At 35.6% G+C, this 24502-nt stretch carries 26 protein-coding genes; 14 read left to right on the top strand and 12 right to left on the bottom strand.

From position 1 onward, the window contains the following. Nucleotides 1–2: 2 nt before the first annotated feature. From LKL37_RS07210 to LKL37_RS07200, 3 genes are all read right to left on the bottom strand, one after another. A complete protein-coding gene (locus LKL37_RS07210; protein WP_431609882.1) occupies nt 3–1565 on the bottom strand; it encodes a hypothetical protein in 1563 nt (520 codons plus the stop codon). 266 nt (nt 1566–1831) lie between these two features. Then, on the bottom strand, nt 1832–2878 hold the full coding sequence (locus LKL37_RS07205; RefSeq protein WP_431609881.1) for an HlyD family secretion protein: 1047 nt from the start codon (nt 2876–2878) through the stop codon (nt 1832–1834). A gap of 5 nt (nt 2879–2883) precedes the next feature. Beyond that, complete coding sequence (locus tag LKL37_RS07200; RefSeq protein WP_431609880.1) at nt 2884–4140, bottom strand: TolC family protein; 1257 nt, start codon at nt 4138–4140, stop codon at nt 2884–2886. A gap of 214 nt (nt 4141–4354) precedes the next feature. Here LKL37_RS07200 and LKL37_RS07195 point away from each other — a divergent pair, with 214 nt between their 5' ends. Beyond that, nucleotides 4355–5158, top strand: a complete 804-nt coding sequence (locus LKL37_RS07195) for a helix-turn-helix domain-containing protein (RefSeq protein WP_431609879.1) — start codon at nt 4355–4357, stop codon at nt 5156–5158. A 296-nt stretch (nt 5159–5454) separates the two neighbouring features. Here the strand turns inward: LKL37_RS07195 and rplI are convergent, their stop codons facing one another. The 8 genes from rplI to LKL37_RS07155 all read right to left on the bottom strand — a co-directional run bounded on the left by rplI (nt 5455) and on the right by LKL37_RS07155 (nt 12345). Beyond that, nucleotides 5455–5958 (bottom strand): 50S ribosomal protein L9, encoded by a 504-nt coding sequence (gene rplI, locus LKL37_RS07190; protein ID WP_105701384.1) that lies wholly within the window; start codon nt 5956–5958, stop codon nt 5455–5457. A gap of 110 nt (nt 5959–6068) precedes the next feature. Beyond that, nucleotides 6069–6371, bottom strand: coding sequence for a 30S ribosomal protein S18 (rpsR, locus tag LKL37_RS07185; RefSeq protein WP_034706728.1), 303 nt, complete (start codon nt 6369–6371; stop codon nt 6069–6071). Between the two features lie 32 nt (nt 6372–6403). Then, complete coding sequence (gene rpsF / locus LKL37_RS07180) at nt 6404–6745, bottom strand: 30S ribosomal protein S6 (RefSeq protein ID WP_105682125.1); 342 nt, start codon at nt 6743–6745, stop codon at nt 6404–6406. Nucleotides 6746–6891: 146 nt separating this feature from the next. Beyond that, on the bottom strand, nt 6892–8244 hold the full coding sequence (locus LKL37_RS07175; RefSeq protein ID WP_431609878.1) for a chloride channel protein: 1353 nt from the start codon (nt 8242–8244) through the stop codon (nt 6892–6894). A 291-nt stretch (nt 8245–8535) separates the two neighbouring features. Continuing rightward, on the bottom strand, nt 8536–9153 hold the full coding sequence (locus LKL37_RS07170; protein WP_431609877.1) for a tetratricopeptide repeat protein: 618 nt from the start codon (nt 9151–9153) through the stop codon (nt 8536–8538). Between the two features lie 42 nt (nt 9154–9195). Next, entirely contained in the window at nt 9196–9969 is a 774-nt protein-coding gene (locus LKL37_RS07165; protein WP_431609876.1) for a serine hydrolase domain-containing protein, read from the bottom strand. A gap of 177 nt (nt 9970–10146) precedes the next feature. Further along, nucleotides 10147–11454 (bottom strand): dihydrolipoamide acetyltransferase family protein, encoded by a 1308-nt coding sequence (locus LKL37_RS07160; RefSeq protein ID WP_431609875.1) that lies wholly within the window; start codon nt 11452–11454, stop codon nt 10147–10149. Between the two features lie 63 nt (nt 11455–11517). Beyond that, nucleotides 11518–12345: an SAM hydrolase/SAM-dependent halogenase family protein gene (locus tag LKL37_RS07155; protein ID WP_431609874.1), complete on the bottom strand. Its 828-nt coding sequence runs from the start codon at nt 12343–12345 to the stop codon at nt 11518–11520. A 134-nt stretch (nt 12346–12479) separates the two neighbouring features. Between LKL37_RS07155 and LKL37_RS07150 the strand changes: the two genes are divergently transcribed. The 6 genes from LKL37_RS07150 (at nt 12480) to LKL37_RS07125 (ending at nt 17467) form a co-directional block, all read left to right on the top strand. Beyond that, nucleotides 12480–13439: a PhoH family protein gene (locus tag LKL37_RS07150; RefSeq protein WP_431609873.1), complete on the top strand. Its 960-nt coding sequence runs from the start codon at nt 12480–12482 to the stop codon at nt 13437–13439. 119 nt (nt 13440–13558) lie between these two features. Next, on the top strand, nt 13559–14224 hold the full coding sequence (locus LKL37_RS07145; protein ID WP_431609872.1) for a porin family protein: 666 nt from the start codon (nt 13559–13561) through the stop codon (nt 14222–14224). A gap of 144 nt (nt 14225–14368) precedes the next feature. Beyond that, nucleotides 14369–14869, top strand: coding sequence for a hypothetical protein (locus LKL37_RS07140; RefSeq protein ID WP_105701393.1), 501 nt, complete (start codon nt 14369–14371; stop codon nt 14867–14869). A gap of 459 nt (nt 14870–15328) precedes the next feature. Beyond that, nucleotides 15329–15985 carry an outer membrane beta-barrel protein gene (locus tag LKL37_RS07135; RefSeq protein ID WP_105701394.1) on the top strand — a complete coding sequence of 219 codons (657 nt, stop codon included), beginning with the start codon at nt 15329–15331 and terminating at the stop codon, nt 15983–15985. Nucleotides 15986–16062: 77 nt separating this feature from the next. Then, nucleotides 16063–16728 (top strand): outer membrane beta-barrel protein, encoded by a 666-nt coding sequence (locus LKL37_RS07130; RefSeq protein WP_431609871.1) that lies wholly within the window; start codon nt 16063–16065, stop codon nt 16726–16728. Between the two features lie 76 nt (nt 16729–16804). Then, a complete protein-coding gene (locus LKL37_RS07125; RefSeq protein ID WP_431609870.1) occupies nt 16805–17467 on the top strand; it encodes a porin family protein in 663 nt (220 codons plus the stop codon). A 70-nt stretch (nt 17468–17537) separates the two neighbouring features. On the opposite strand, the gene ffh is transcribed toward LKL37_RS07125, so the two are convergent. Beyond that, nucleotides 17538–18899 (bottom strand): signal recognition particle protein, encoded by a 1362-nt coding sequence (ffh, locus tag LKL37_RS07120; RefSeq protein WP_431609869.1) that lies wholly within the window; start codon nt 18897–18899, stop codon nt 17538–17540. A 156-nt stretch (nt 18900–19055) separates the two neighbouring features. On the opposite strand from ffh, the gene LKL37_RS07115 reads away from it, so the two are divergent. From LKL37_RS07115 to atpG, 7 genes are all read left to right on the top strand, one after another. After that, nucleotides 19056–19427, top strand: a complete 372-nt coding sequence (locus LKL37_RS07115; RefSeq protein WP_431609868.1) for a hypothetical protein — start codon at nt 19056–19058, stop codon at nt 19425–19427. A 59-nt stretch (nt 19428–19486) separates the two neighbouring features. Then, nucleotides 19487–20584 carry a F0F1 ATP synthase subunit A gene (atpB, locus tag LKL37_RS07110; protein WP_431609867.1) on the top strand — a complete coding sequence of 366 codons (1098 nt, stop codon included), beginning with the start codon at nt 19487–19489 and terminating at the stop codon, nt 20582–20584. A 59-nt stretch (nt 20585–20643) separates the two neighbouring features. Continuing rightward, the gene (gene atpE / locus LKL37_RS07105; protein WP_027384648.1) at nt 20644–20835 is read left to right on the top strand and encodes an ATP synthase F0 subunit C; all 192 of its coding nucleotides are present in this window, start codon (nt 20644–20646) and stop codon (nt 20833–20835) included. A 91-nt stretch (nt 20836–20926) separates the two neighbouring features. Next, nucleotides 20927–21424 carry a F0F1 ATP synthase subunit B gene (locus LKL37_RS07100; RefSeq protein ID WP_431609866.1) on the top strand — a complete coding sequence of 166 codons (498 nt, stop codon included), beginning with the start codon at nt 20927–20929 and terminating at the stop codon, nt 21422–21424. 2 nt (nt 21425–21426) lie between these two features. Further along, nucleotides 21427–21966, top strand: a complete 540-nt coding sequence (gene atpH, locus LKL37_RS07095; protein ID WP_431609865.1) for an ATP synthase F1 subunit delta — start codon at nt 21427–21429, stop codon at nt 21964–21966. A gap of 16 nt (nt 21967–21982) precedes the next feature. Further along, nucleotides 21983–23560: a F0F1 ATP synthase subunit alpha gene (gene atpA / locus LKL37_RS07090; RefSeq protein ID WP_426478777.1), complete on the top strand. Its 1578-nt coding sequence runs from the start codon at nt 21983–21985 to the stop codon at nt 23558–23560. 76 nt (nt 23561–23636) lie between these two features. Further along, nucleotides 23637–24500, top strand: coding sequence for an ATP synthase F1 subunit gamma (atpG, locus tag LKL37_RS07085; protein WP_431609864.1), 864 nt, complete (start codon nt 23637–23639; stop codon nt 24498–24500). Nucleotides 24501–24502: the final 2 nt, after the last annotated feature.

The raw sequence follows: 24502 nt of genomic DNA, 5'->3' as shown, positions 1-24502 counted from the left end.
TTCTACATAATATTCCTCACTGCTATTTTTACAGGATGATAGAGCAGCAGACCAATTGCTGTAACAAGCGCCAGCCAGAATAATCCTGTGAAAATTTCCATATTGGAAAGGAGAATAGACTGAGCCGTTATTTTGGCTTTGAAAGCTCCTGCTGTCATGGATAAAGAATCATTAACTGAAAGTTTGGAAATATTAGCTCCGAAAAGTTGATTCCATTGATTGTAAAAAACAGGATTGGTATCAGTAAAGTTGGCGCTGAGTGTATCAGAATGTTTTAATGTTAAAAATAACATCAGATTCTGCATCAGGGCATATCCGATAGCGGTAGTCCAGAAACGGGTTGTTGTTCCCATTGCTGTAGCATTAGCCACATATTCTTCCGGACTTCCCGAAATCAAAAAGAAAACGAGGGGGGTAAATAACAATCCCTGAGCAACTCCCTGCAGAAATAATGGCGGACAGATCGTAGAAAGGGTAGTGTCAGGATAAAAAGTATAGGTAAACCATGCACAGTCAATGGCCAGTAACAGAAAGCCTGTAAAGAAAACAATTCTTGAGGAAATCCCGCGAACCAGACAGATTCCCGATAATACTATTCCCAAAAGAGTTCCTGCAACATTCCAGTACTGGATGTTCACAATATAATCCCACGGCCACTTCCAGACTGTCGCCATGATGCTGTAGACATTATTCAGTCCGGAGCGGATCAGATAAAAAATAAAAAACAGAATCATTCCTGCAATCACGTTTTTTGAACTGAAAACCTCAAAATGAAACAATGGCCTTTTAGAATTTCTTTGTTTGAGCATAAATAACCCTCCCGAAAGAAGAAATATAAACAGACACATGATAATGGTATCAGATTCAAACCACATCAATCTTTTCCCATAAATAATAGCATAACCGCCAGCCTGCAGACAGACCCAAAGTAAAAACCAGCTGGTAATATCCAATTGGTACAGAGGTTTTTTAGGAAAGAATCTGTTTTTGTTGAACAGGGCAATACCAATAATCAGGACAAACACATGAAAATACACCATCATCAGGATCATATGCTGAAAATCGTAATCTTCAATGCTTGATTTTAAAAGGGAAGTGGTGATGGTTCCTCCGGTCAGCATAATCGTATACATAAAAAGATAGGCTAAAACTTTGGAGTGTTTTGTTTTTAATTCTGCAATAATCAAAGGCAGGAAAATAGCACCTTCCAGTAACCCGAAAATTCCCTCTAAAAACCGGATCACCAATATAACATGATAATCATGGGTCACTGATAAGACGTAAAGAATAATAACGGAAATAGAAGCCATCAGTAATACGTAATATTTGACACTGAAATAGGCCATAAATCTTTGTAAAACTAAAAGGGTAACCACAAATGTCCCGTACATCAAAATCATTAAATACTGGATGTCATCTGAATCTACATCCATAAAAGAAGATGTGAAGGCGCTGTTTGAATGTAAAAGCGACAACAACATCAGGTGGGGAAACAATGCCAGTATAAGAAGAGGCAGTTTCAGCCATTGTGGTACCCATTTATGATAAACTGTATTATGTTGCATAATTTGTAAGCATTAAGCTTAGAAAAAGGAGATGGAAAATGAACAAATTTGTCATTAAACCGGATTTAAAAAATGCGAAAAGACAAAGGGCAAAGGTGTAAACAAGTAAAAGGTAAAATGGCAAATATGCTTAAGAAAAAATTTGCAGATTCGCTATTTTGCAGTTTGCCTTTTCGCTAAAAAAATAATTTATTCGTAAAATTTGAGATAGGTTGATTGGAAGTTAATTTTGAACTCTAAAACCCAAAATCCTCCTACACTCAAACTCATATTTTCTTCGCACTCACCAGAACATTCATCCCGGAAAGCAGTTTTTCGTTGTCTTTATTGTTATCCAGAATAATTTTCACAGGAAATCTCTGTTCAATTTTCACAAAGTTTCCGGTTGCATTATCCGGTTTTACCAATGAAAACTGAGATCCTGAAGCAGGTGAAACAGAAAGTATTTTTCCTTTAAATTCCACATCAGGATAAGCATCTGCAGTAATAATGACTTCCTTGCTCTGATCAATCTGCCCAAGCTGTGTTTCTTTATAATTCGCAATGATCCATTTTTCTTTGCTGACAATCTGTACAAGAGCCTGACCTTCTTTAATCAGCTGTCCTTCCTGAATGGTCTTTTTTCCTATCCATCCGTCATAAGGAGCGGTAATCACTGTGTAAGAAAGATAGAGTTTAGCATTGTTAAGACTTGCTGAACTCTGCTGAATCTGGCTTTTTACAGGAGCCACTTTGGTCTGCTGCTCACTGGCTCCAGCTCTTACTGCATTTTTCTGCTGTTCCAATGCTAAAAGATTAGCTTTTGACTGTTCATAAGAAGCTTTCACATTCTCAAACTCCTGTTCTGTAGCCGCATCTTCTGTTAAAAGGTTTTTATATCTTTTAAAATCCTGTTCTGTTCTCCAGATATCAATTTTTGCGGAAGCAATTTTAGCATCAATGATTTTTGTATCACTTTCTTTGGTACTGACACCGCTTTCAATAGTACCGATGGTTGCTGCATTGGCGTGAAGATTAGCCTCTGCCATGTGTACCTGATTTACAAACTCTCTGTTGTCTATGACAATTAAAGTATCTCCTTTATGTACAAATTGATTTTCGTTAAATTGTATTGATTTGATAAACCCTGAAACCTTGCTGGATACAGGCGTTATATATTGCTCGATCTGTGCATCATTTGTCGTAACATTTTTTCTCGAAAAAAGATAAAAACTGACCATTCCCGTAATTCCGCTGATGATCAGGATCCAGGCCAGTAAAGTAATGGACTTGTTGATTCTTTTTTCCTTTTGTGTCAATTGTTTCTGTGCCATAGTTTTTATAAGTTTCCAATCGTATATTGGAGTTGGTAATATTTAAGTTGTCTGTTGATTTTTACGGAAATAAGATTAGATTCTGCTTCCAGATAAGTATTGTCAGCGTCGATCAGTTCAGTGATAAGGCTTAGCTTATTCGCATACTTTGTTCTTACAATACGGTAATTTTCCTTAGCCTGATTAATCGCTTCTTCAGCAATTTTTATCTTCTGGTCTGTCTCTTCAAACTTTTTGTAAGCTTCATACACAGTATGTCTTACATTCTCCTCATTTTCTTCAATTTGAAGCTTGGCAAGATCAATATTTTCCCGTGATTCTTGCATTCTGTACTTATTTTTGTACAGATTTTCGATAGGATAAGTTAGGTTCACACCCACCATTCCCAGACGATATGCATAGGGTTCGGGAGGAAAAAACATCATATTCGGATACTTTAAAAAATATTCTCCGCCGGCGGTAATTTTGGGTAAATAATTCGCTTTGGTAATCTTTTGATCCAGTTCCTTTAATGAAAGGTTTTTATGAGTGATTTCAACAGATTCATTTTTGTTTAAAGCGGTTTCTGTCAGTTCATCCAAATAAGGAATCGAAGCATTGTCAGAAATAAGATCTTCCGTATTCACATGCATTTCCTGACTTTCCGGAAGCGAAAGAATCGTTTTCAGTTTATGCTCTGCAATCTGAATATCATTATCCAGTTCTGTCCAGCTCATTTTATGATTGGAAAGCTGCAGGGAAGTTCCTAAGACTTCATTTACAGTAACAACACCGTTGGCCTTCAGAGCTTTTACCTGCTTAATATTGACAGAATCTTCCTTCATTTTATCATTAATAAGACTCTGCTGTTCTTTTAAATGGTGGATCTGAAGAAAAGCTGTGATAATTGCCATTTTAAGCTGTCTCTCATCCAAATGCGTTTTTAAAGCTGAAATTTCAGTATCAATAGCCGCTTTCTTCTCTGTATTTTTGATTTTGCCACCCATGTACACCGGAATGGAAGCAGATAAGGTAAAATCATACATCCCATTGATCACATCATACTTGGTAGCTTTGTTGAAGACGCCATTCTGATGCTGAAACAGGTTTGTAACCTGATTATAGCTTGTATGAAATTCAATGTCCGGCAGTTTTTCCATTTTGAGGTCTTTCTCTTTGGTAACGGACATTTCCTGTTTCAGATGACTTATCTGTATGTTTTTGTTGTTTTTCAGACCAATCTCAACAGCCTGCTGTAAGCCGAGATGCTGGTAATCTATCATCTGTGAATGTAAAAAGGTGCTCAATAATAAGCACAACGCAATGTACCGATATCGGTATGCGTTCAATATGATATTCATAAATTAATTAAAGGATTTTTGCTAAAATGATTTTGATGCAGCAAAGTTACGATGAGGAGCCACAGACTCTATTTGTGAAAACAGAAAAAGATTTGCTCATTTACGCCATTTTGAAAATTCTTCTTACCTTTATGGGATGAACAACAGCCATTTTAAAGAAGTAGAAGAAGATGATACCGAATTTTACATTTATCATGTCCTTACCGGGAATATAACTACGGAAATTCATTATCACAGTTCTGCACAATTAGTATATGCAGAAGGCGGTATTGTACATGTTTTTACTGATCAGAAGCACTGGTATCTTCCTGCGAGATGTTTTATGTGGATTCCCGCAGGAACCCCTCATTATATTTTTTCTACCAGTCCTAAAGTGGATTTATATAATTTTTATTTTAAAAAAGAAGAAGGTGAAAATGGCTTCTTTGATGAAATTAATATTTATTCTGTTAATGATTTACTCAGAGAGATGATTTTGTATACTAAAGAATGGGATGGGAAAATCACAAAAAATGATACTTCCAAATATTTTTTTCTCAAAGCGCTGAAAGGCGTTTTACAAGAGAAAGAATACAAACATCTTGCGTTTCCAATACAGCATCCTTTTCCTAAAGATGAAACATTATTGAAGATTGCACGATATATTCATGCCAACCTTGAAAAGCCCCTTACTATCGAATCTACAGCAAAAGAATTCGGAATGAGTACAAGAACCCTTTCAAGGAAATTTAAAGAGATTCTGGGCATGAATTACATCCGTTTTCTAAGAGCATTAAGAATTACCCGTTCACTTGAGCTAATGCTGGAAGATAAATACAATATGTACGAAATAGCAATGATGGTAGGGTACAACAGCCTGTCGTCTTTCAGCAATATTTTCAAAAAGATCATTGGTATTGCTCCTACGGAATATCAGCAGAAGTTGAGAGGGGATAAATAGTGAGTGGGAGCGTTTGAGGGTTTAAGATTCCTGATTCGGGTTATGGGTTGTATGGAAACGAGTTTTATAATGTGGGATAAGGTTTCCTGGCTGTTCTTACGTGTAAGGCTGCGAAAAAGCTAATTTAATGAGTAATAACAGTTAAGGTTTTCTACATTCCCCTTCCCTGAAGAGGTGGATTTTTGCAAAGCAAAAAGACGGGTTAGTTCTATGCGCAATCTTTTCCAAATTACACAAAAAAACCACCTCAATAAATTGAAGTGGTCTGTATTGTGAGAAAATCTCAGTCGCTTATATTAAGCTTCTTCAGATTTAACTTCTTCTTTCTTAGCAGCAGGAGCAGCTACAACTGGAGCGTCAGATACGATATCGAATTCGAAATTGTACTCAACGTTTCTGTGTAATCTGATGTTAGCTGTTACTTTACCAGTTCTCTTAATAGTGTTCCCTGGAATTTTGATGTATTTCTTCTCTACAGAAACTCCAGCTTTAGCAAGAGCAGCAGAAAGATCTGCATTGTTGATAGATCCGAATAGTTTATCACCAGAACCTACTTTTGCAGGAATAGTGATAGAAGTTTTCTTCAATTGCTCAACTACAGCGTTAGCAGCAGCGATTAATTTAGCTTCTTCTTCTTTTCTAGCTTCTAAAGTAGCTTCTAAAGCTGCTTTGTTTTTAGGTGTAGCTAAAAGTGCAATTCCTTGAGGAAGTAAGAAGTTTCTAGCATAACCTGGCTTTACGCTTACTGTATCAAACTCAAGTCCTAAGTTTTCTACGTCTTGTTTTAGGATGATATCCATTGTTGTTGTCCTTTTTTGGGATTTTAGAGTAATCTAAAATCAAGTTAGAATTAATTATTTATTCAGCAACAAAAGAAGAGGAGACCTCTTCTTTTATTTATTTTTTTGTCTTATTTCAATAAGTCAGCTACGTAAGGTAGTAAAGAAAGGTGTCTTGCTCTTTTGATAGCAGCAGAAACTTTTCTTTGGTATTTTAAAGAAGTTCCAGTGTATCTTCTTGGTAAGATTTTACCTTGCTCGTTTACAAATTGTAATAAGAAATCAGCATCTTTATAGTCAACGTGCTTAATTCCGTATTTTTTGAATCTACAATATTTCTTTTCAGATTTTGTATTGATATCAAGTGGAGTAAGGAATTTTACTTCTGATTCTCCTCCAGCTGAGGCTTGTTTAGCCATTTCATCTATTGCCATGTCTTGTCTTTTTTAAAAAATAGGGTTAATAATTAAGCTTTAGCTGCTTTTACTTTTGCTCTTCTTGTTACAGCGTACTCAATAGCATGCTTGTCAAGTTTTGTAGTAAGGTAACGGATTACTCTTTCGTCACGCTTAAATGCTAATTCTAAATCAGCAACTACAGTACCTTCACCTTTAAACTCGATTAAAGTATAGAACCCATTCTTTTTCAATTGGATAGGGTAAGCTAACTTTTTCAATCCCCAATTTTCTTTAGCAACGATTTCGCAGTTCTTTTCTTTGATAAGATCTACATACTTGTTCACTGCTTCCTCTACCTGTGACTCAGATAGAACGGGAGTTAAAATGAAAACAGTTTCGTAATTGTTCATAATGTTAAATGAATTTGTTAATTATTTCGAGGTGCAAAAGTAGAAAATATATTTCTTATATACAAGAAGATTGAAGGAAAATGAGTAGAAATGTCTTCTTATTTAATAACTGCTGCTTAAAATTTCTAAGTTGAACCATTTTAGAATTAATCTTTCTCTCTCAACTCCTTTAGAAAATTCACCTTCAAAACATCATACAAAGAATGTCTGCTTACAAGGATCGAAGCAATGGAAGATACCATTCCGGCAAGCATTAAGTGAAATATCAATGAGTGTCTGTCCGTCATTTCCAGCACAATAATAGCTGAAGTAAACGGAGCTCTCGTAATTCCGGTAAGAAAAGCTACCATTCCGGCAAGGATTACCACATTGGTTTCGTTGGGGGTTAAATGAATGATTCCAGAAATAACAGAGCCTATACTTGCTCCTGCACTAAGAGCCGGAGCAAAAATTCCGCCGGCACCTCCTGAAGTGAAAGAAAGGGCAGGACCCAGCATCCTCAAAATCGGAACATACCAGTCTTCGTGTTTATTTTTGGTAAAAAGTACACGTTCCATGATTTCTTTTCCTGAGCCCAGAATCTCTCTGTTGATGAAATAAGCAATGGAAGCAATAATTAAAGCAGAAATGATCAGGAAAACGACATTGGCTTTATCTGTTTTCAGTTTTTTCTTTTTCCAGCCATTGATTTTAAGCATAATAACTGAGAGCTGACTGGCCAAAATACCGGCAGTACCTGCAACGAGCATGATCGGAAACATCACCATTAAAGAAACATCATTGGTTTTCGGATATCCCAGATACAAATAGGACCCAGCCAATGTTTGTGCCGTAAGACCTGCAATAATTACCGCTGTAAACAAAGCTGTTTTAAAATAATTGATGTGGGTTTTTGAAAGTTCTTCCACAGCAAAAACAATTCCTCCAAGCGGAGTATTGAATGCTGCTGCCAGTCCGGCCGCTGCGCCTGTCATAATCATGTTTTTCTTAGAGATCTTCGGCCACCATTCAGGAAGATATTCATTTACCTTTCTGAAAACAGAGCCTGCAATCTGAATCGTAGGACCTTCACGTCCTACTGCACCTCCTCCGATGACCAGAATAACAGAGGATAGGATTTTAAAAAAGATGATTTTAATACTTAAAAGATTCCTGATTTTCCGATGCTCTTTCGGATTAGCAAGTTCTACAGCTGCCATCACCTGAGGAATACCACTTCCTTTTGCATTGGGAGCAAATTCTTTCACCAGCCACCAGGATAAAACAAATCCGATGGGAGCAATAATGAAAATCATCCAAGCATGCCAGTCAAAAATAAAATTCATCAAATGCTCGCCCCAGGCAAATACCTGTGCATACATAACGGCAAAAAAACCTGTAATCACAGAACCTATCCAAAAAGGAATAGCCTGAAGGAGATTGTTCTTCAGTTGTTCATTCCTGATATTATCGAAGGAATTTTTAAGAGATTTTTTGATGAGGGCGAAAATTTTCAGCATTTGGTAATTTAGAGGTGTAAAAATACGGGATCTTCTATAATAGGTATCTATTTTCAAATAATATTTGTTTTAAAATTAATACTAATAACTTAAACATCCAAGAAAGTGATTGTAATGTAAAATGAATCAGTTTTAATTATTGATATCGTATTAAATTTTTATTTTGTTTAAATTATTTTTAAATTTAAAAATCAAATAGTATGAGTTTTTAATAAAATGAATAATGTTTAAATCAAATAAAAAATCCCGACTTCCGTCAGGACTTTCTCTATTAAATTGATATAATTTTAATTAATTTTTCTGAGCTATAAGATCTTCTATTTTTTTAATCATATTAGAACCATTCGTGTTTTGCGGATCCAGTTCGAGAGATTTTTTATAATTCTTTAATGCCAAAGGATAGTTTTTAGCGTGGAAATATCCTTCTCCTAAACTGTCAAATGCATTTCCGGATTGTGGGTGCTCCTTTGCATTGATTTCAAATACCTTAACGGCTTCATCTGCTCTGGAATTTCCTATTAAAATATACCCAATATTATTCAATGTCCCGTCAAAATCCCATTTTGGATTCTTGGCCTTAATAGCATAGTAGTTTTTTTCTGCGTTTGGATTGTTGGCTTTGGCAAATCCGGTAATAATGGATTCTTCAGCAATAGAGTAGGCATCCGAAAGCTTTTTATCAATGATGGCTGCAACATGATTGACAATATGATATTGTGCCGGGAAAAAATTATATCCGTTCGACATCATAATAATAGCCATATTATTTTGTGGAAATATTCTGTAAGCACTAACATTTCCACCAGAAAATCCGTAAGATGAAATATCATTCGCTTTATTGATCTCCCAGCCATAGGCAAAAACATCTTTTTTGTTGCCGTAATCAAAGGGTTTCCACATCGTTTCCATTGTTTTTTGATTTAACAGATCATTTTTGCTAAGATGGCTGCTCTATTGTAAAAAGGCAGGAAGGGTAATGGCTAATCCGTTTCCGGAATGTGATCTTACACCGTTGTCAAATGGCGTTTGCTCATATTGTTTTGTTTGATTGTTGTAGTTGTATTTCTGAACTCTGTTGGGAATCTGCTCAAGAGAATTTGATGAGAAATAAACCTGATTTTTCGAATCAGAAAATTGATTGTTAATGATAAAATTATTGAAAGACTGTCCTGTAATCTTTTCAATAATCATGGTAAGGAGCATATAATTTGTTTGATTGTATCTGAATTCATTTCCTGTTTTGAATTCCATTTTTTCTTTGGAAAGACGTTCAATCACTTTTGCATTGGAATCATCAACAGGAATATCCTCAAAAGCAATAAAATTTGGAATTCCGGAAGAATGTGTCAACAGGTTTTTTACTTTTACCTCTTGCCATTCTTTAGGAATATTTTCAACATATTTGGAGATATTGTCTTCCAAAGATAACTTTCCTTGTTCAATCAGTTGAAAAATACCGACATTGGCTGTTAATTTTGAAGTAGAATATACCCTGAACATCGAAGTTGGGCTCACCTTTTTAAGATCTTCCAGGTTTTCTGTTCCGTAATATTGTTCAAAAATTACTTTACCATCTTTTATAATTCCGAGAGCTAATCCAGGGATTTTATTGTTTTTCATGGCCTCTTTTACGTAGCTGTCAATCAGTTTAGACTGATTGGTTTGCTGAGAAAAAGCCGTTGTGGAAATGTGTAATGCAAATGCTGCCAGAAGGATATGTTTCATTTTGAGATAATTCAGGTTGTTGTTTTTATATAAGACAATTGAGCAGTCTGCTCTGTTACATGGTGTGTTGAATATTTGTATAAAATGTTACAGTTTTTTCCAATAAAAAAACCTCCGAAAAATTCGAAGGTTTAGTATTTAAAATCAACAAATTACTTATTGCTGATTGCTCATTACTTATATTTCTGTGTTCAGATCCCAGTTCTCAAGGTAGTCGTGAACATGCTTCAGCATCATTCCTCCTAAAGATCCGTCTACCACTCTGTGGTCATAAGAGTGAGACATGAACATTAAGTTTCTGATAGCAATTACATCACCGTCAGCTGTTTCAAGAACTGCAGGCTTCTTAACGATAGCACCGATTGCTAAAATAGCTACCTGGGGCTGTGGAATGATCGGTGTTCCCATAAGGTTTCCGAAGCTTCCTACGTTAGATATTGTATAGGTTGCACCCTGAGTATCTTCAGGTCTTAATTTTTTATTTCTTGCTCTGTAAGCTAAGTCGTTGATTGCTTTTGCCAATCCTGAAAGAGATAACTGATCTGCATTTTTGATGACAGGAACAATAAGGTTTCCGTCCGGAAGGGCAGTAGCCATACCAATGTTGATGTTTTTCTTCTTGATGATGTTTTCACCATTTACAGAAACATTGATCATTGGGAAATCCTGGATTGCTTTCACAACAGCTTTTACGAAAATTGGCATAAACGTAAGTTTTTCACCTTCACGTTTTTCGAATACAGCTTTGTTTTTATTTCTCCATTTTACAACATTGGTAACGTCTGTTTCGATGAAAGAAGTAACGTGTGGAGCAATTTGTTTTGCTTTTACCATGTTTTCAGCGATGATTTTTCTCATTCTGTCCATTGGAATGATCTCATCACCTGCGCTTACCGGAATTGTAGCTGTTGGTGCAGATACGGCTGGTTTTGGAGTAGAAGCTGCCGCCTGTACAGGAGCTGCCTGAGCTGGCTGGCTTCCTCTGTTAGCAACGTAAGCTAATATATCTTCTTTTGTAATTCTTCCTTCTAAACCGCTTCCTTTGATAGATTTCAGTTCAGTTTCAGAAATTTTTTCCTGTTGTGCGATAGATTTTACGAGTGGAGATAAATAAAGGTCTCCTGAGAATTCTATGTTTGAAGCAGCAGCTGTTTGTAAAGGCTCTTCAATCGCTTTTAAAGTGTCAGCATCCGGAGTCGCTGCCGGAGTTTCAGTTTTCACTTCTTCTGAAGCTGTGCCTTCTCCTTCAATTTCTAAAATAGCAATGGCTTCACCTACTTTTGCAACTTCATCTTTTTGCTTTAAAATTTTTACGATTTTCCCCGAAACTGGTGTCGGAACGTCTGAATCTACTTTATCTGTTGCAATTTCTACTACGGAGTCATCCTCCTTTACGTTATCACCTTCATTGAATAACCAAGTGATAATTGTCGCTTCCATAACCCCTTCTCCCATGGAAGGAAGCAATAATTTGTATTCTGCCATTTTTGATTTTTAGATTTTGACAAATATATAAAAAAAATCGGTTTTTTTATGAAATATATAATCTTAGCTGAATTCAATATAAATATTTTCGCCTACATTCAATCCAAACAGGCTTTTAGCGCCGTTTTTCTTGCTTCCTTTGTAGATCGTAAGCTCCAATAATTGGCTATCATTGAAGATTGCAGCAGACTGCCCATGGAATTCTGTCTCCCTTTCCCAGTCTGAAACCACCTCCGTATGGCTGGAAAATATTCTTGAAAGGCTTAAATTCCTAAATTTTATGGTAAAACTACCATAACCTTTACTGATGTTTTCAAAAAAATCTTTGTTGATATTTGAGATTATATTTCCGAAATTATCAATATAAGTAACTTCACCAATGATCATGCCTTCAGACTCATTGTATACGGCTCTTGGGAACATCAGTTGTTTAGCAGAATGTATTTTTCGTCCTATTACTTCAGGAAGCCCGCCGTTGGCAAGGTGTACCGCTGCAGGAACAAAAATATCTGTAGAGGTAAAGTCGATGACATCATCAAAACGGTTGTTCAGCGTAAGCTCGTAGATCGCTTCAGGTTTAATATCGAAAAATATAAGGCTTAAAAGACCGTTGTCTGCCGCCAGGAAATAAGATCCGTCGGCTTTATAAATGATATTTTTTCTTGATTTGTGGTAAAAACTATCTACCGAAAGGATATGAATACTTCCTTTAGGAAAATATTTATAAGCATTTCTTACAATATACGAAGTCTGTATAAGGTTGAATGCCTGGATATCGTGGGTTATATCAATAATATTAACCTCAGGGTTTAGAGACAGAATTTTGCCTTTCACAGCGGCAACTCTGTAATCTAAATTTCCGAAATCCGAAGTAAGGGTAATAATTGACATGAGCAATTTCTAGAATAGTGTAGTATTGCAAAGTTATTTAAAATAAAAAGAAAAGGCGGAAAGATTGTAGAAAAGAATTTGATAAAAATTTGAAAAAAAGCTTTAATTTTAAAATCTAAAAATAAAAATACTGCATGTTTGAATTAACATATGATTTGGAAGATATCGATGCGAAAATCTTCTATGGAGTTAATAACCAATATTTCAACTTAATAAAATCAAGCTTTCCAACCATTAAAATTACAGGAAGAGATCATTTCATCTTTGCCATGGGAAATCAGGAAGCTTTAGATATACTGAAGCGAAAACTGGATGATATTGTCAGTTTTATCTCCAAAAACAATTCAATAGGACTAAAAGACGTTGAAAATATATTGAATATTAAAGACGAGAACGAGAAACAACTTGTTTTTGATCAGGATATTATCGTAAAAGGAGTTAACGGAAAAGTTATTAAAGCTAAGACAACCAATCTTAAAAAGCTGGTAAAGGAAACTGAGAAAAAGGATATGGTGTTTGCCATTGGACCTGCAGGTACCGGAAAAACATACACCAGCGTAGCATTGGCAGCAAGAGCTTTGAGAGATAAAGAAGTGAAAAGAATCATCCTGACAAGGCCGGCTGTAGAAGCAGGAGAGAGTTTAGGATTTTTGCCTGGTGACCTTAAAGAAAAGCTGGATCCGTATTTACAGCCTTTATATGATGCTCTCCGTGATATGATTCCCCATGAAAAACTTGAGGGATTCATGGAGAAAAAAGTAATTGAGGTAGCTCCTTTGGCTTTTATGAGAGGACGTACGCTGGATGATGCGTTTGTGATTCTTGATGAAGCACAGAATACAACTCATGCGCAGATGAAAATGTTCCTTACCAGAATGGGTATGAATGCCAAGTTCATTATCACAGGTGATCCGAGCCAGATCGACCTTCCGAAAAACCAACAGTCCGGGCTGAAAGAGGCTATGAGGATTTTACATGGAGTAAAGGAGATCGGTTTTGTACATCTTACAGAAGAAGACGTGGTAAGACACCCGGTGGTAAGAAAGATTATCCTGGCTTATAACGATGAGGATAAAAGAGTAAGAAACGACTAGTTCTGAATAGGTAAAAGTTTCTATTAACCTTTTATTAACCTTGATTTGGTTAGCTAAAATTTGTTAATTTGAAAAATTTAATTAGTTTTGCAGTCCTTAAATGTAAAAACTAACTAAACATGAAAAAACTTTTACTAGTTGCAGCAGTCGCTGTTATGGGAATTTCTGCAAACGCACAAGAATTTCGATTTGGTCCAAAAGCCGGATACTCTTACTCTACAATTAAATTAAAAGGAGACGGACAGTCTGAAACTTCAGATCCTGTACACACATTTTATATTGGTGGTATCGCTGAATATAAACTGAGTGATAAATTTGCTCTTCAGGGAGAACTTTTATACTCTCCACTAGGAGGAAAAGTAAATGTAACTGAAGCTGATCCGGATGATCCGACTACTTTTTTAAATGTAAAAGCAAAGCAGACTTATCATACTTTATTAGTACCTATCTCTGCTAAGTATTTTATCACTGAAGGGTTATCAGTTTCTGCAGGAGCAAGCTTCGGAGTTATTCTTTCTGCAAAGCAAAAGCTTACTGCTGATTTTGGATTCGGTATTCCAGGATTCGAGATTGATGCTAATGATGAAAGAGATATCAAAGATCAGATGAATACTTTGAATATCGCTCCATTCCTTGGTGCTGAATATGCATTGGAAAACGGATTGTTCTTTGATGCAAGATATAATCTTGGTGTTTCTAACCTTGCTAAGCATGCAGAAGGAAATGAGAAATTGACAAACAGCTTTGTACAAGTAGGTGTAGGTTTCAAATTCGGAGGAAACTAATCTGAAAATATTATCAAGAAATAATAAAAAAAGCAGGACAATTTTGTTCTGCTTTTTTATTGTATAGCATTTCATTCATGTGATTCCTCTATATGATGAAAAATAATTAGTATTTTTGTATCGTAATTTAAAGCTACTAAAAAAATGAAAAAACTATTATTACTAGGTGCTTTTGCACTTTTAGGAGGTGCTGCTCAAGCACAGGAAGGTTTTAAAATTGGAGGACATATTGGTATTCCTGTGTCTGATGCAAGTGATGTATCTTCATTTACATTAGGAGTAGACGCTGCTTATATGTGGAATATTGCTAAAGGTCTTGATCTTGGAGTAACTACAGGATATTCCCATTTCTTTGGAAAAGATCATTTTGATGATTTCGGATTTGTTCCTGTAGCGGTTTCCGGTAAATACAGATTCTCTGGAGCACCTATTTTTGTAGGATTAGATCTTGGGTATGGTATTTCTACTAAAGATGGAGTAGACGGTGGTTTTTATGCACAACCTAAATTTGGATATCAAATGTCTAAAGGAGAATTGTACATAGGGTACCAGTCAATCAGCAACAAGCGTGACCTTCCAGGATGGGGAAGCTACAGCTGGAATGTAGGCGCTGTAAACCTTGGTTATAATTTCTTTATAAAATAAGAACGCAATTGCATATTGAGAACTCCGGCCAAAGGCCGGAGTTTTTTTGATACTTCATCAATAAGCTGCATAAATTTATTATCAGAAATTTTTGATATAACGTATTTATAGCGATTAGAAAATAGTGAAAATGAATCCGAATATAAACAAATGTTTAAATTTTAAGAGTTAATAACTTAGATATTAGTATTTTAGGTTAATTAATTTTAGCATTTCCCCTGAATTCATGGGGTTTTACAAATAATTGTAAAATTTAAAAAAGCAAGTATATTTCGCTCTTGTTAGTAAAATAGAGTTTTTTTATTCATAATATTGTGAAAAACTCAATAACTTCTCTTAACTAGGATTTATTTCTGTAAAAGTCCAAATTTTAACAATGATATTAATCACATTAACAAATTTTAATATTAGTGGAGACCACTGTAAATTTGCCCTCAGAAAGTATTAAAATTTTTTAAAATGAAAAAAATATTATTAGCGGGTGCTGTTGCACTTTTTGGTTTATCTAACGCTCAGATTGCTAAAGGAACTACATATTTATCAGGATCTGTTGGTTATTCTCAAGTAGAATCTAACAACGGTAACGATAAAAAAGAAAACTTCAACGTATTACCTACAGTTGGATATTTCGTAAACACTAACTTAGCAGTTGGATTAGGAATTGGATACCAAACTGAAAAGAACACTGTATCTACTACTACAACTTTAGGAAACACTACAATTGTAAACGAAAACGTAACTAAAACTCCAGCTTTCGTTGTAGCTCCATTCGTAAGAAAATACTGGACTTTATCTGACAAGCTATATTTCTTCGGACAATTAGCAGTGCCAATGCAGTTCGGAAAAACTGAGGTTGAAAGCAGCTCTGTAGCTACTACAGGAAACACTGTTGTTTCAAACTCTACTTCTACTGAAGCTAAATACACTAAAATTGGTGTTACTGTGAAGCCAGGTTTAGATTATTTCTTAAACAAGAACTGGTCTATCGAAGCTACTATCGGTGAGTTCGGTTATAGCAACTACAAGCCAAAAGATGGTGATGCTACAAACAACTATAACTTCGGTTTGAATTTATCTTCTGTAACTTTCGGAGTTAAATATGTATTTGCAAAGTAATAAACAAAGCATATAATAAGAAAGCCCTGAGAAACCTCTTAGGGCTTTTTTTCTATCTAAAAACTAATATAATAATCATGAAAAAAATCGTATTGATAGGCGCTGTTGCGCTTTTTGGATTATCAAACGCACAGATTGCAAAAGGAACAACTTACCTTTCAGGACAGGTAGAGTATAATCACAGTGAAAATAACGAATATTATAACAACAACAAAAAAGATGATGTTATTAAAATCCTTCCTACGGCAGGGTATTTCGTGACTACTAATCTGGCAATAGGATTAGGTGCAGGATATAAAAGTGCTGTTACAAAGTACAAAATAGGAGGTGATTTTTTAAGTAATGCGCTGGAAATAAAATATACAGATAATGCATTTGTTGTTGCTCCATTTATGAGAAAATACTGGACTTTATCCGACAAACTGTACATCTTCGGGCAACTGCAGGTTCCTTTGGAGTTTGGCCAGGAAAAACAGGATTCAAACAGTGAAGTTTACATGGGGGATCCTCTTCTTGCTCCTTCATTTTCAAGAAAAAACAACTATACCCATATTGGAGTGAATATCAAACCTGGATTAGATTACTTTGTCAGTAAAAACTGGTCAATTGAAGCTACAATAGGGGAGTTTGGATACAATACATCCAAAAGAGATATTGACGGAGCTAAAAGAAACAACAGTTACAAATTCGATGTTAATCTGGCTTCCGTGACTTTTGGAGTAAAATATATATTTGCAAAATAATACACAAAATATATACATTAGCCGGCGGAAAGCTCTCTTGGGCTTTTTAAGTTAAAAACTATTTAATATAATAACCATGAAAAAAATCTTATTGGCGTCTGCAATCGCTTTATTTGCAGGCCTGAATGCACAAACTACATTCGGTATAAAAGCCGGTTATGCTTTATCAAATCTGAAATCCAATGAAGGCGATTTTGAATTTGGCGGAATTGAAGGCGGTATGAAATCTAAATCCGGATTTTATATCGGAGGTTTGGTTGAACATAAATTCAATAATAAATTTGCTATTCAGGGAGAATTGGAATATGCTAATCTGGGAGGGAAAGCGGAAGTTTCACTGCCTGGTATTACTGTAACAGAAAAGATGAATCTTAACAGAATTGTAATTCCAATATCAGCAAGATACTATGTAACACCGGAATTGGGTATTTATGCAGGTCCGTATGTGAGTTTTAAGACCAATAACAAGGTGAAATTTGAAATGAGCGGTCCTAATGCAGGGATGGTAGACCCATCAGGAATCAGAGAGGGAGAGCGTTTTGTAGAAAAGTACCTTAATGATACTTTAAAATCTACAGATTTCGGTTTATTCTTAGGTGCAGATTACAATATTCATAAAGGATTATTCGTAGATGCGCGCTATAGCTTTGGTCTTAGCAATATGATCAAAAATCCTGTAGATGGCGAAACACTAAAAATGAATTTCTTCCAGCTGGGAATAGGGTATAAGTTTAAATAAACAAATCCTCATATAAAAATAAAAAACTCTCAGAAATTCTGAGAGTTTTTTATGAATGATTTTGTCTTTCTTATTTTCCAAACATTCCGCCCATTCCAGGCATATTTGGCATTTTGCTCATCATCTGCATCATTTGCTTTCCTTGAGGTCCCTGCATCATCTTCATCATTTTACCCATCTGATCGAATTGCTTCATCAATTGATTTACATCTTCTACCTTTCTTCCAGCACCTTTAGCAATTCTACCTTTTCTCTGTGTATTGATGATAGAAGGTCTTCTTCTTTCTTCAGGAGTCATAGAATAAATGATCGCTTCAATGTGTTTGAATGCATCATCACTGATCTCTACATCTTTAATTGCTTTTCCAACTCCAGGAATCATTCCCATAAGGTCTTTCATATTACCCATCTTCTTGATCTGGTTGATCTGCTTAAGGAAATCATCAAAACCGAACTCGTTTTTAGCAATTTTTTTGTGAAGTTTCTTCGCTTCCTCTTCGTCAAACTGTTCCTGAGCTCTTTCTACTAAGGAAACAACGTCTCCCATTCCCAGGATTCTGTCTGCCATCCTTTCCGGATAGAAAAGATCCAGAGCCTCCATTTTTTCTCCTGTAGAGATAAATTTGATCGGCTTTTCAACAACAGAACGGATCGTCAGTGCAGCACCCCCCCTTGTATCACCATCTAATTTTGTTAAAACAACTCCGTCAAAGTTTAATGCATCGTTGAATGCTTTGGCAGTATTCACAGCATCCTGACCAGTCATTGAGTCAACAACGAATAACGTTTCATTTGGTTTGATGAAATAATGTACAGATTTGATCTCGTTCATCATTTGCTCATCAATAGCTAAACGACCTGCTGTATCTACGATGACAACATCATGACCGTTTGCTTTTGCAAAATTGATCGCATTTTCAGCAATCGTAGATGGGTTCGTAGAACCTTCTTCAGTAAAAACAGGAACATTAATCTGTCCTCCTAATACTTTCAGCTGGTCAATTGCTGCAGGACGATAAACGTCACATGCTACCAATAAAGGTTTTTTATTTCTTTTTGTTTGTAAATAATTAGCAAGTTTTCCTGAGAAAGTAGTTTTACCAGATCCCTGAAGACCAGCAATAAGGATTACGGATGGTTTCCCTGAAAGATTGATTCCCTCCTGAGAACCTCCCATCAGGTCTACCAATTCATCATGAACAATTTTTGTCATCAACTGTCCCGGAGTAAGGGAAGTAAGAACATTCTCTCCTAATGCTTTATCCTGAACTCTTTTAGTAAGATCTTTTGCAACTTTATAGTTAACGTCGGCATCTACCAATGCTCTACGGATCTCCTTTATGGTTTCCGCTACATTGATTTCAGTAATTTTTCCTCTACCGGAAATATTATGTAATGCCTTATCTAATTTATCCTGTAAACTATTAAACATATTTATTGTAAATTATAGGTTTGCAAAAATAAGGAATTTTTAGCATATGTAAAGTGTCCGGGACGTAATATTATATATATAAGAAAAAATGATATATATCAAATTTTATCATAATACGATAGAAAAAGTCTATTTTTGCGTCAATTAAAATTTAGAATGAAAATTAATCCCAATATTCTTGTTGTCATTTTGTTCTTCCTGACGTTTCTGGTGCATTTTTCTCTTTGGAAATTTGTTTTTCACCTAGACGAAATTGTGATCATTAAATTTTATCTTTTTCTGAGTGTCATGTTTATGATGATGATTACTCTTGTAATTTTAATCAATAGAGTAGCACCTCAATTTTTAGGATTATCTGTCATTGGTTTGATTCTTTTAAAATTCGGTTTAATGTACTTAATCAGAAAGAAACTGAACTTTGAAGTGATTCCAGACTATAAATTTCATTTTATCATTCCCTATTTTGTCCTGACAGCCCTGCTTACATACTACGCGATCGGGCTAATTAATCATGATAAAAAACAGTAAAATTATTTATTGAAACTAGAAAAATTATCATATTTTTGCACAACGAAAAAAACCTATCAATGTTTAAGAAATTCGCAGTTTTATTTTACAGTATTTTTGTATTAAACTTAGTGTCTGCACAGCACGGTGAGGCCACCACTGGTGAGGCTCCTGCTAAAGAGCTTTCAGAGAAAGACAAAGTAACTAAAGAAAACAAAGAGTTCATCGATCATCACTTATTGGACGCTCATGATTTCACATTGATGGTTGATAAAGAAGGTCACCACATTGGTTTTCCACTTCCTGTTATTTTTTATGATAATGGATTTCATTCTTTCATGAGTAACAAAGAAGGTTTTATGCACGGAGAACCTACTGAAGTAGATGGAGCTTATTATGTATTACATCATGAGAAAATCTATAAAACAGATGAAAAAGGAACGATTACTTTAGATAAAGATCATCACCCAACACAAGAAAGAGTTTTAGATCTTTCAATTACGAAAAGTGTATTGATAATCTTATTAGTGGCGGTTTTCATGTTTGTATTGTTTGTTGGAATGGCTAAGTCTTATAAGAAATCAGTTGTTCCTACAGGAGCTACGAAATTCTTAGAGCCTTTGGTTATCTTTGTTAGAGATGAAATTGCTCTTCCAAACATCGGACATAAGTATAAGAGATTTATGGGTTATTTATTAACTGTATTTTTCTTCATTCTTTTCCTTAACGTTTTAGGATTAATGCCTTTCGGGATCAATGTTACAGGTAATATTACCATGACGTTCTTCCTTGCAATCCTTACTTATTTGATTACAACATTCTCAGCTAACAAAGATTACTGGAAACACATCTTCTGGATGCCGGGAGTACCAGTGCCAATGAAATTTATTATGTTGCCAATTGAATTGTTAGGAACAATTACTAAGCCTTTCGCTTTGATGATCCGACTTTTTGCCAACATGACGGCAGGACACATCGTAGTAATGACTTTGATTGGTTCTATCTATATCTTCAAAAACTGGATCGCAGGTGTTGCATTCCCATTCCTTACATTAGTAATTTATTTACTTGAGGTATTGGTAGCATTCCTACAGGCTTATATTTTTACCATGTTATCAGCGCTGTTTATCGGAATGGCAGTAGAAGAGCATGAGCACGAACATCACGCTGCTCACTAATCAAAAGTAAAAAGAGAAATTAAACAAACTATTAAAACAATTTTTTAAAATTATATATTATGGAAATCCCTAGAATTATTGGTGCAGGTCTTATCGTACTAGGTGTAGGTATCGGTCTTGGTAAAATCGGAGCTGCTGCTCTTGAAGCTATCGCTAGACAGCCTGAGCAATCTGGAAAAATCCAAACTGCTATGCTTATTGCAGCTGCACTAGTAGAAGGTGTTGCATTTGCTGCGTTATTCGCATCATAAGCCAATCAAAACAAAAAACATTGTTGCAGCGGTTGGCTGCAGCAATGTTAATTTTAAAAAAAAAAGTAATAATTATTTATACATTTATATAATGGAATTAATTCATCAGTTTTCATCAGGACTATTTATTATCCAGTCTGTAATTTTTCTAGCATTATTATTTTTGTTAGGTAAATTCGCTTGGAAGCCTATTTTAAAGTCAATCGACGACAGAGAAACATCTATTGTTGACGCTCTTAATCAAGCTAAATTAGCTAGAAAAGAAATGGAAACTTTAAAAGAGGATAACGAAAGAATCATTCGTGAAGCTAAAATCGAAAGAGATGCTATCCTTAAAGAAGCTAGAGAAATTAAAGACAGAATCGTAGGGGAAGCTAAAGATGTTGCTAAATCTGAAGGAGACAAAATGATCGAAGCTGCTAAACAGACAATCAATGCTGAGAAAAATGCTGCTATGGCAGACATCAAAACTCAAATTGGTACTTTATCTGTAAACATTGCTGAGTCTATTTTGAAACAAAAATTAGACAACAGCGAAGCTCAAAACGAATTAGTTCAAAATTATTTAAACAAATCAAACCTTAACTAAGAATGCTTACATCTAAAGTAGCTAAAAGATACGCACAAGGTTTACTTGATTTCACAAACGAGTCAGGTCAAACGGCTACTGTATTTTCTGAAATGAAAGATGTAGTAAAGATCATGAAAGTGTCTGCGGACTTAAATAAATTTTTCATGACTCCTTACATCGATTCTAAAAAGAAAATAGAAGTAGCAAACGAAATTTTCAAAGGTTTATCTGTTTCTTCTCAGAACCTAATCAGATTGGTGATTAAGCACGGTCGTGAAAACCAATTGAAAAATATTGCTCAGGAATTCATCAACAAAGTTGAAGACCTTAGTGGTGTACAGAGAGTAACACTTACTACAGCAACTCCGCTTTCAAAAGAAAATCTTGATCAGATTTTAAGATCTACCAATCTTGTCAATGCTGATTCAAACTTTGATCTGAAAGTGAATGTTAAACCTGAAATTCTTGGAGGATATGTTCTAAGAGTAGGTGACCAGCAGGTAGACGCGTCTGTGAAGACAAAACTTAACCAAGTTAAAAAAGATTTCCAATTAAATTAAGAAAAACAACCATACAATGGCAGAAATAAATCCGGCAGAAGTATCTGCGATCTTAAAACAGCAATTGGCCAACTTCGATACTCAATCAAACGTTGAGGAAGTAGGTACAGTTTTAACCATCGGTGATGGTATTGCTCGTGTATACGGGTTAGAAAACGTACAATACGGAGAGTTGGTGAAATTTTCTAGTGATGTAGAAGGTATTGTACTTAACCTTGAAGAAGACAACGTGGGTGTTGCTCTACTTGGTGAAAGTAAGTTAGTAAAAGAAGGTGATACAGTAAGAAGAACAAACAGAATCTCTTCTATCAAAGTAGGAGAAGGTATGTTAGGAAGAGTAGTAGATACTCTTGGTAACCCTATCGATGGTAAAGGTCCTATTACTGGGGATTTATACGAAATGCCATTGGAAAGAAAGGCTCCTGGAGTAATCTTCAGACAGCCGGTAACTGAGCCTTTACAGTCTGGTATCGTTGCAATTGATGCGATGATCCCTGTAGGAAGAGGTCAGAGAGAGCTTATCATTGGTGACAGACAAACAGGTAAAACTACTGTTGCAATTGATACGATCATCAACCAAAAAGAATTCTTTGATGCTGGTAACCCAGTATATTGTATATATGTTGCTATTGGTCAGAAAGCTTCTACTGTAGCACAAATCGTTAAAACTCTTTCTGATAAAGGAGCTTTAGCTTATACTGTAATCGTTGCGGCTAACGCATCAGATCCGGTTCCAATGCAGGTATATTCTGCAATGGCAGGAGCTTCTATCGGTGAGTTCTTTAGAGACACTGGTAGACCAGCGCTTATCGTTTATGATGATTTATCTAAACAAGCTGTTGCTTACCGTGAGCTTTCTCTACTATTGAGAAGACCACCGGGCCGTGAAGCTTATCCTGGAGACGTTTTCTATCTTCACTCAAGACTATTGGAAAGAGCAGCAAAAGTAATCGCTGATGATAACATTGCTAAGCAAATGAACGATTTGCCAGAGTCTCTTAGACCAATCGTCAAAGGTGGGGGTTCATTAACAGCCCTTCCAATTATCGAAACTCAGGCTGGTGACGTTTCTGCATATATCCCTACAAACGTAATCTCTATTACAGACGGACAGATCTTCTTGGAGTCTGATCTATTCAACTCAGGGGTTCGTCCGGCGATCAACGTTGGTATCTCTGTATCGAGAGTAGGAGGTAATGCTCAGATCAAATCAATGAAAAAAGTTTCTGGTACATTAAAACTTGACCAGGCTCAATATAAAGAACTTGAAGCGTTTGCTAAATTCGGTTCTGACCTTGATGCTTCTACTTTAGCAGTTATCTCTAAAGGAGAAAGAAACGTAGAAATCCTTAAGCAGCCGGTAAATGCACCACTTCCTGTAGACAGTCAGGTAGCGATCGTATATGCTGGAACAGAAAACTTAATGAGAAACGTTCCGTTAAACAAGATTAAAGAATTCCAACACGAGTATATCGAGTTCCTAAGATCTAAGCACCCTGATACAATGGCTGCTATTAAGTCTGGAAAAATTGATAACGATATTACTAGTGTTCTTAAGCAGGCTGCTAACGATTTAGCTTCTAAATACAACTAAAAAATTCAATGTTTAAGGTTTAAAATATAGCGTTTTAAGCCTTAAACTTTAGACCTTAAACTTTGAACCCAAATTAATGGCAAACTTAAAAGAAATACGAGGCAGAATTACGTCAATTTCATCTACGATGCAGATTACACGTGCTATGAAGATGGTTTCCGCAGCGAAACTTAAAAAAGCGCAGGATGCAATCGTAATGTTAAGACCTTATTCTGAAAAATTACAGGAGCTTATCCAGAATGTAAATTCTAGCTCTGATCCTGATCAGATTTCTGTATATGCTCAAAAAAGAGAGGTTAAAAGAGTACTATTCATCGCTGTTACTTCAAACAGAGGTCTTGCGGGAGCTTTTAACTCTTCTATCGTAAAAGAGCTTAATCTTCAGTCTCAGAACAATTCTCAATATGAGATTGAAATTCTGCCTGTAGGTAAAAAAGCATATGATGCTGTAAGAAGAAACCGTACGGTATATGCTAATGGAAGTTCTGTTTATGATAATCTGAGCTTTGATGCAGTTGCTCATATCACTGAAGGTGTAATGACAAGCTTCAAGGAAGGTAAATTTGACGAAGTTTATGTTATCTATAACAAATTCGTTAATGCTGCTACTCAGGAAGTAACTACAGAAAAACTTCTTCCGATCTCAATGCCGGAAAACACTGAGCCACAAGTTGAAACTGATTATATCTTTGAACCTAACAGAACAGAGATCCTTGATAATTTGATTCCAAAGTCTATCAAAACTCAGGTTTTCAAAGCAATCCTGGATTCAGTAGCATCTGAGCACGGAGCGAGAATGACTGCAATGCACAAGGCGACAGATAATGCAGAGGCTTTGAGAAATGATCTTAAGATCTTCTACAACAAAGCAAGACAGGCTGCAATTACCAATGAAATTTTGGAAATTGTTTCCGGAGCAGAAGCTTTGAAAAATTCTTAAAG

Source organism: Chryseobacterium sp. 'Rf worker isolate 10' (genome assembly GCF_050753305.1).
Classification (GTDB): Bacteria; Bacteroidota; Bacteroidia; order Flavobacteriales; family Weeksellaceae; genus Chryseobacterium.
Note: the sequence above shows the minus strand (reverse complement) of the source record. Positions and strands in the feature narration are given on the sequence as shown.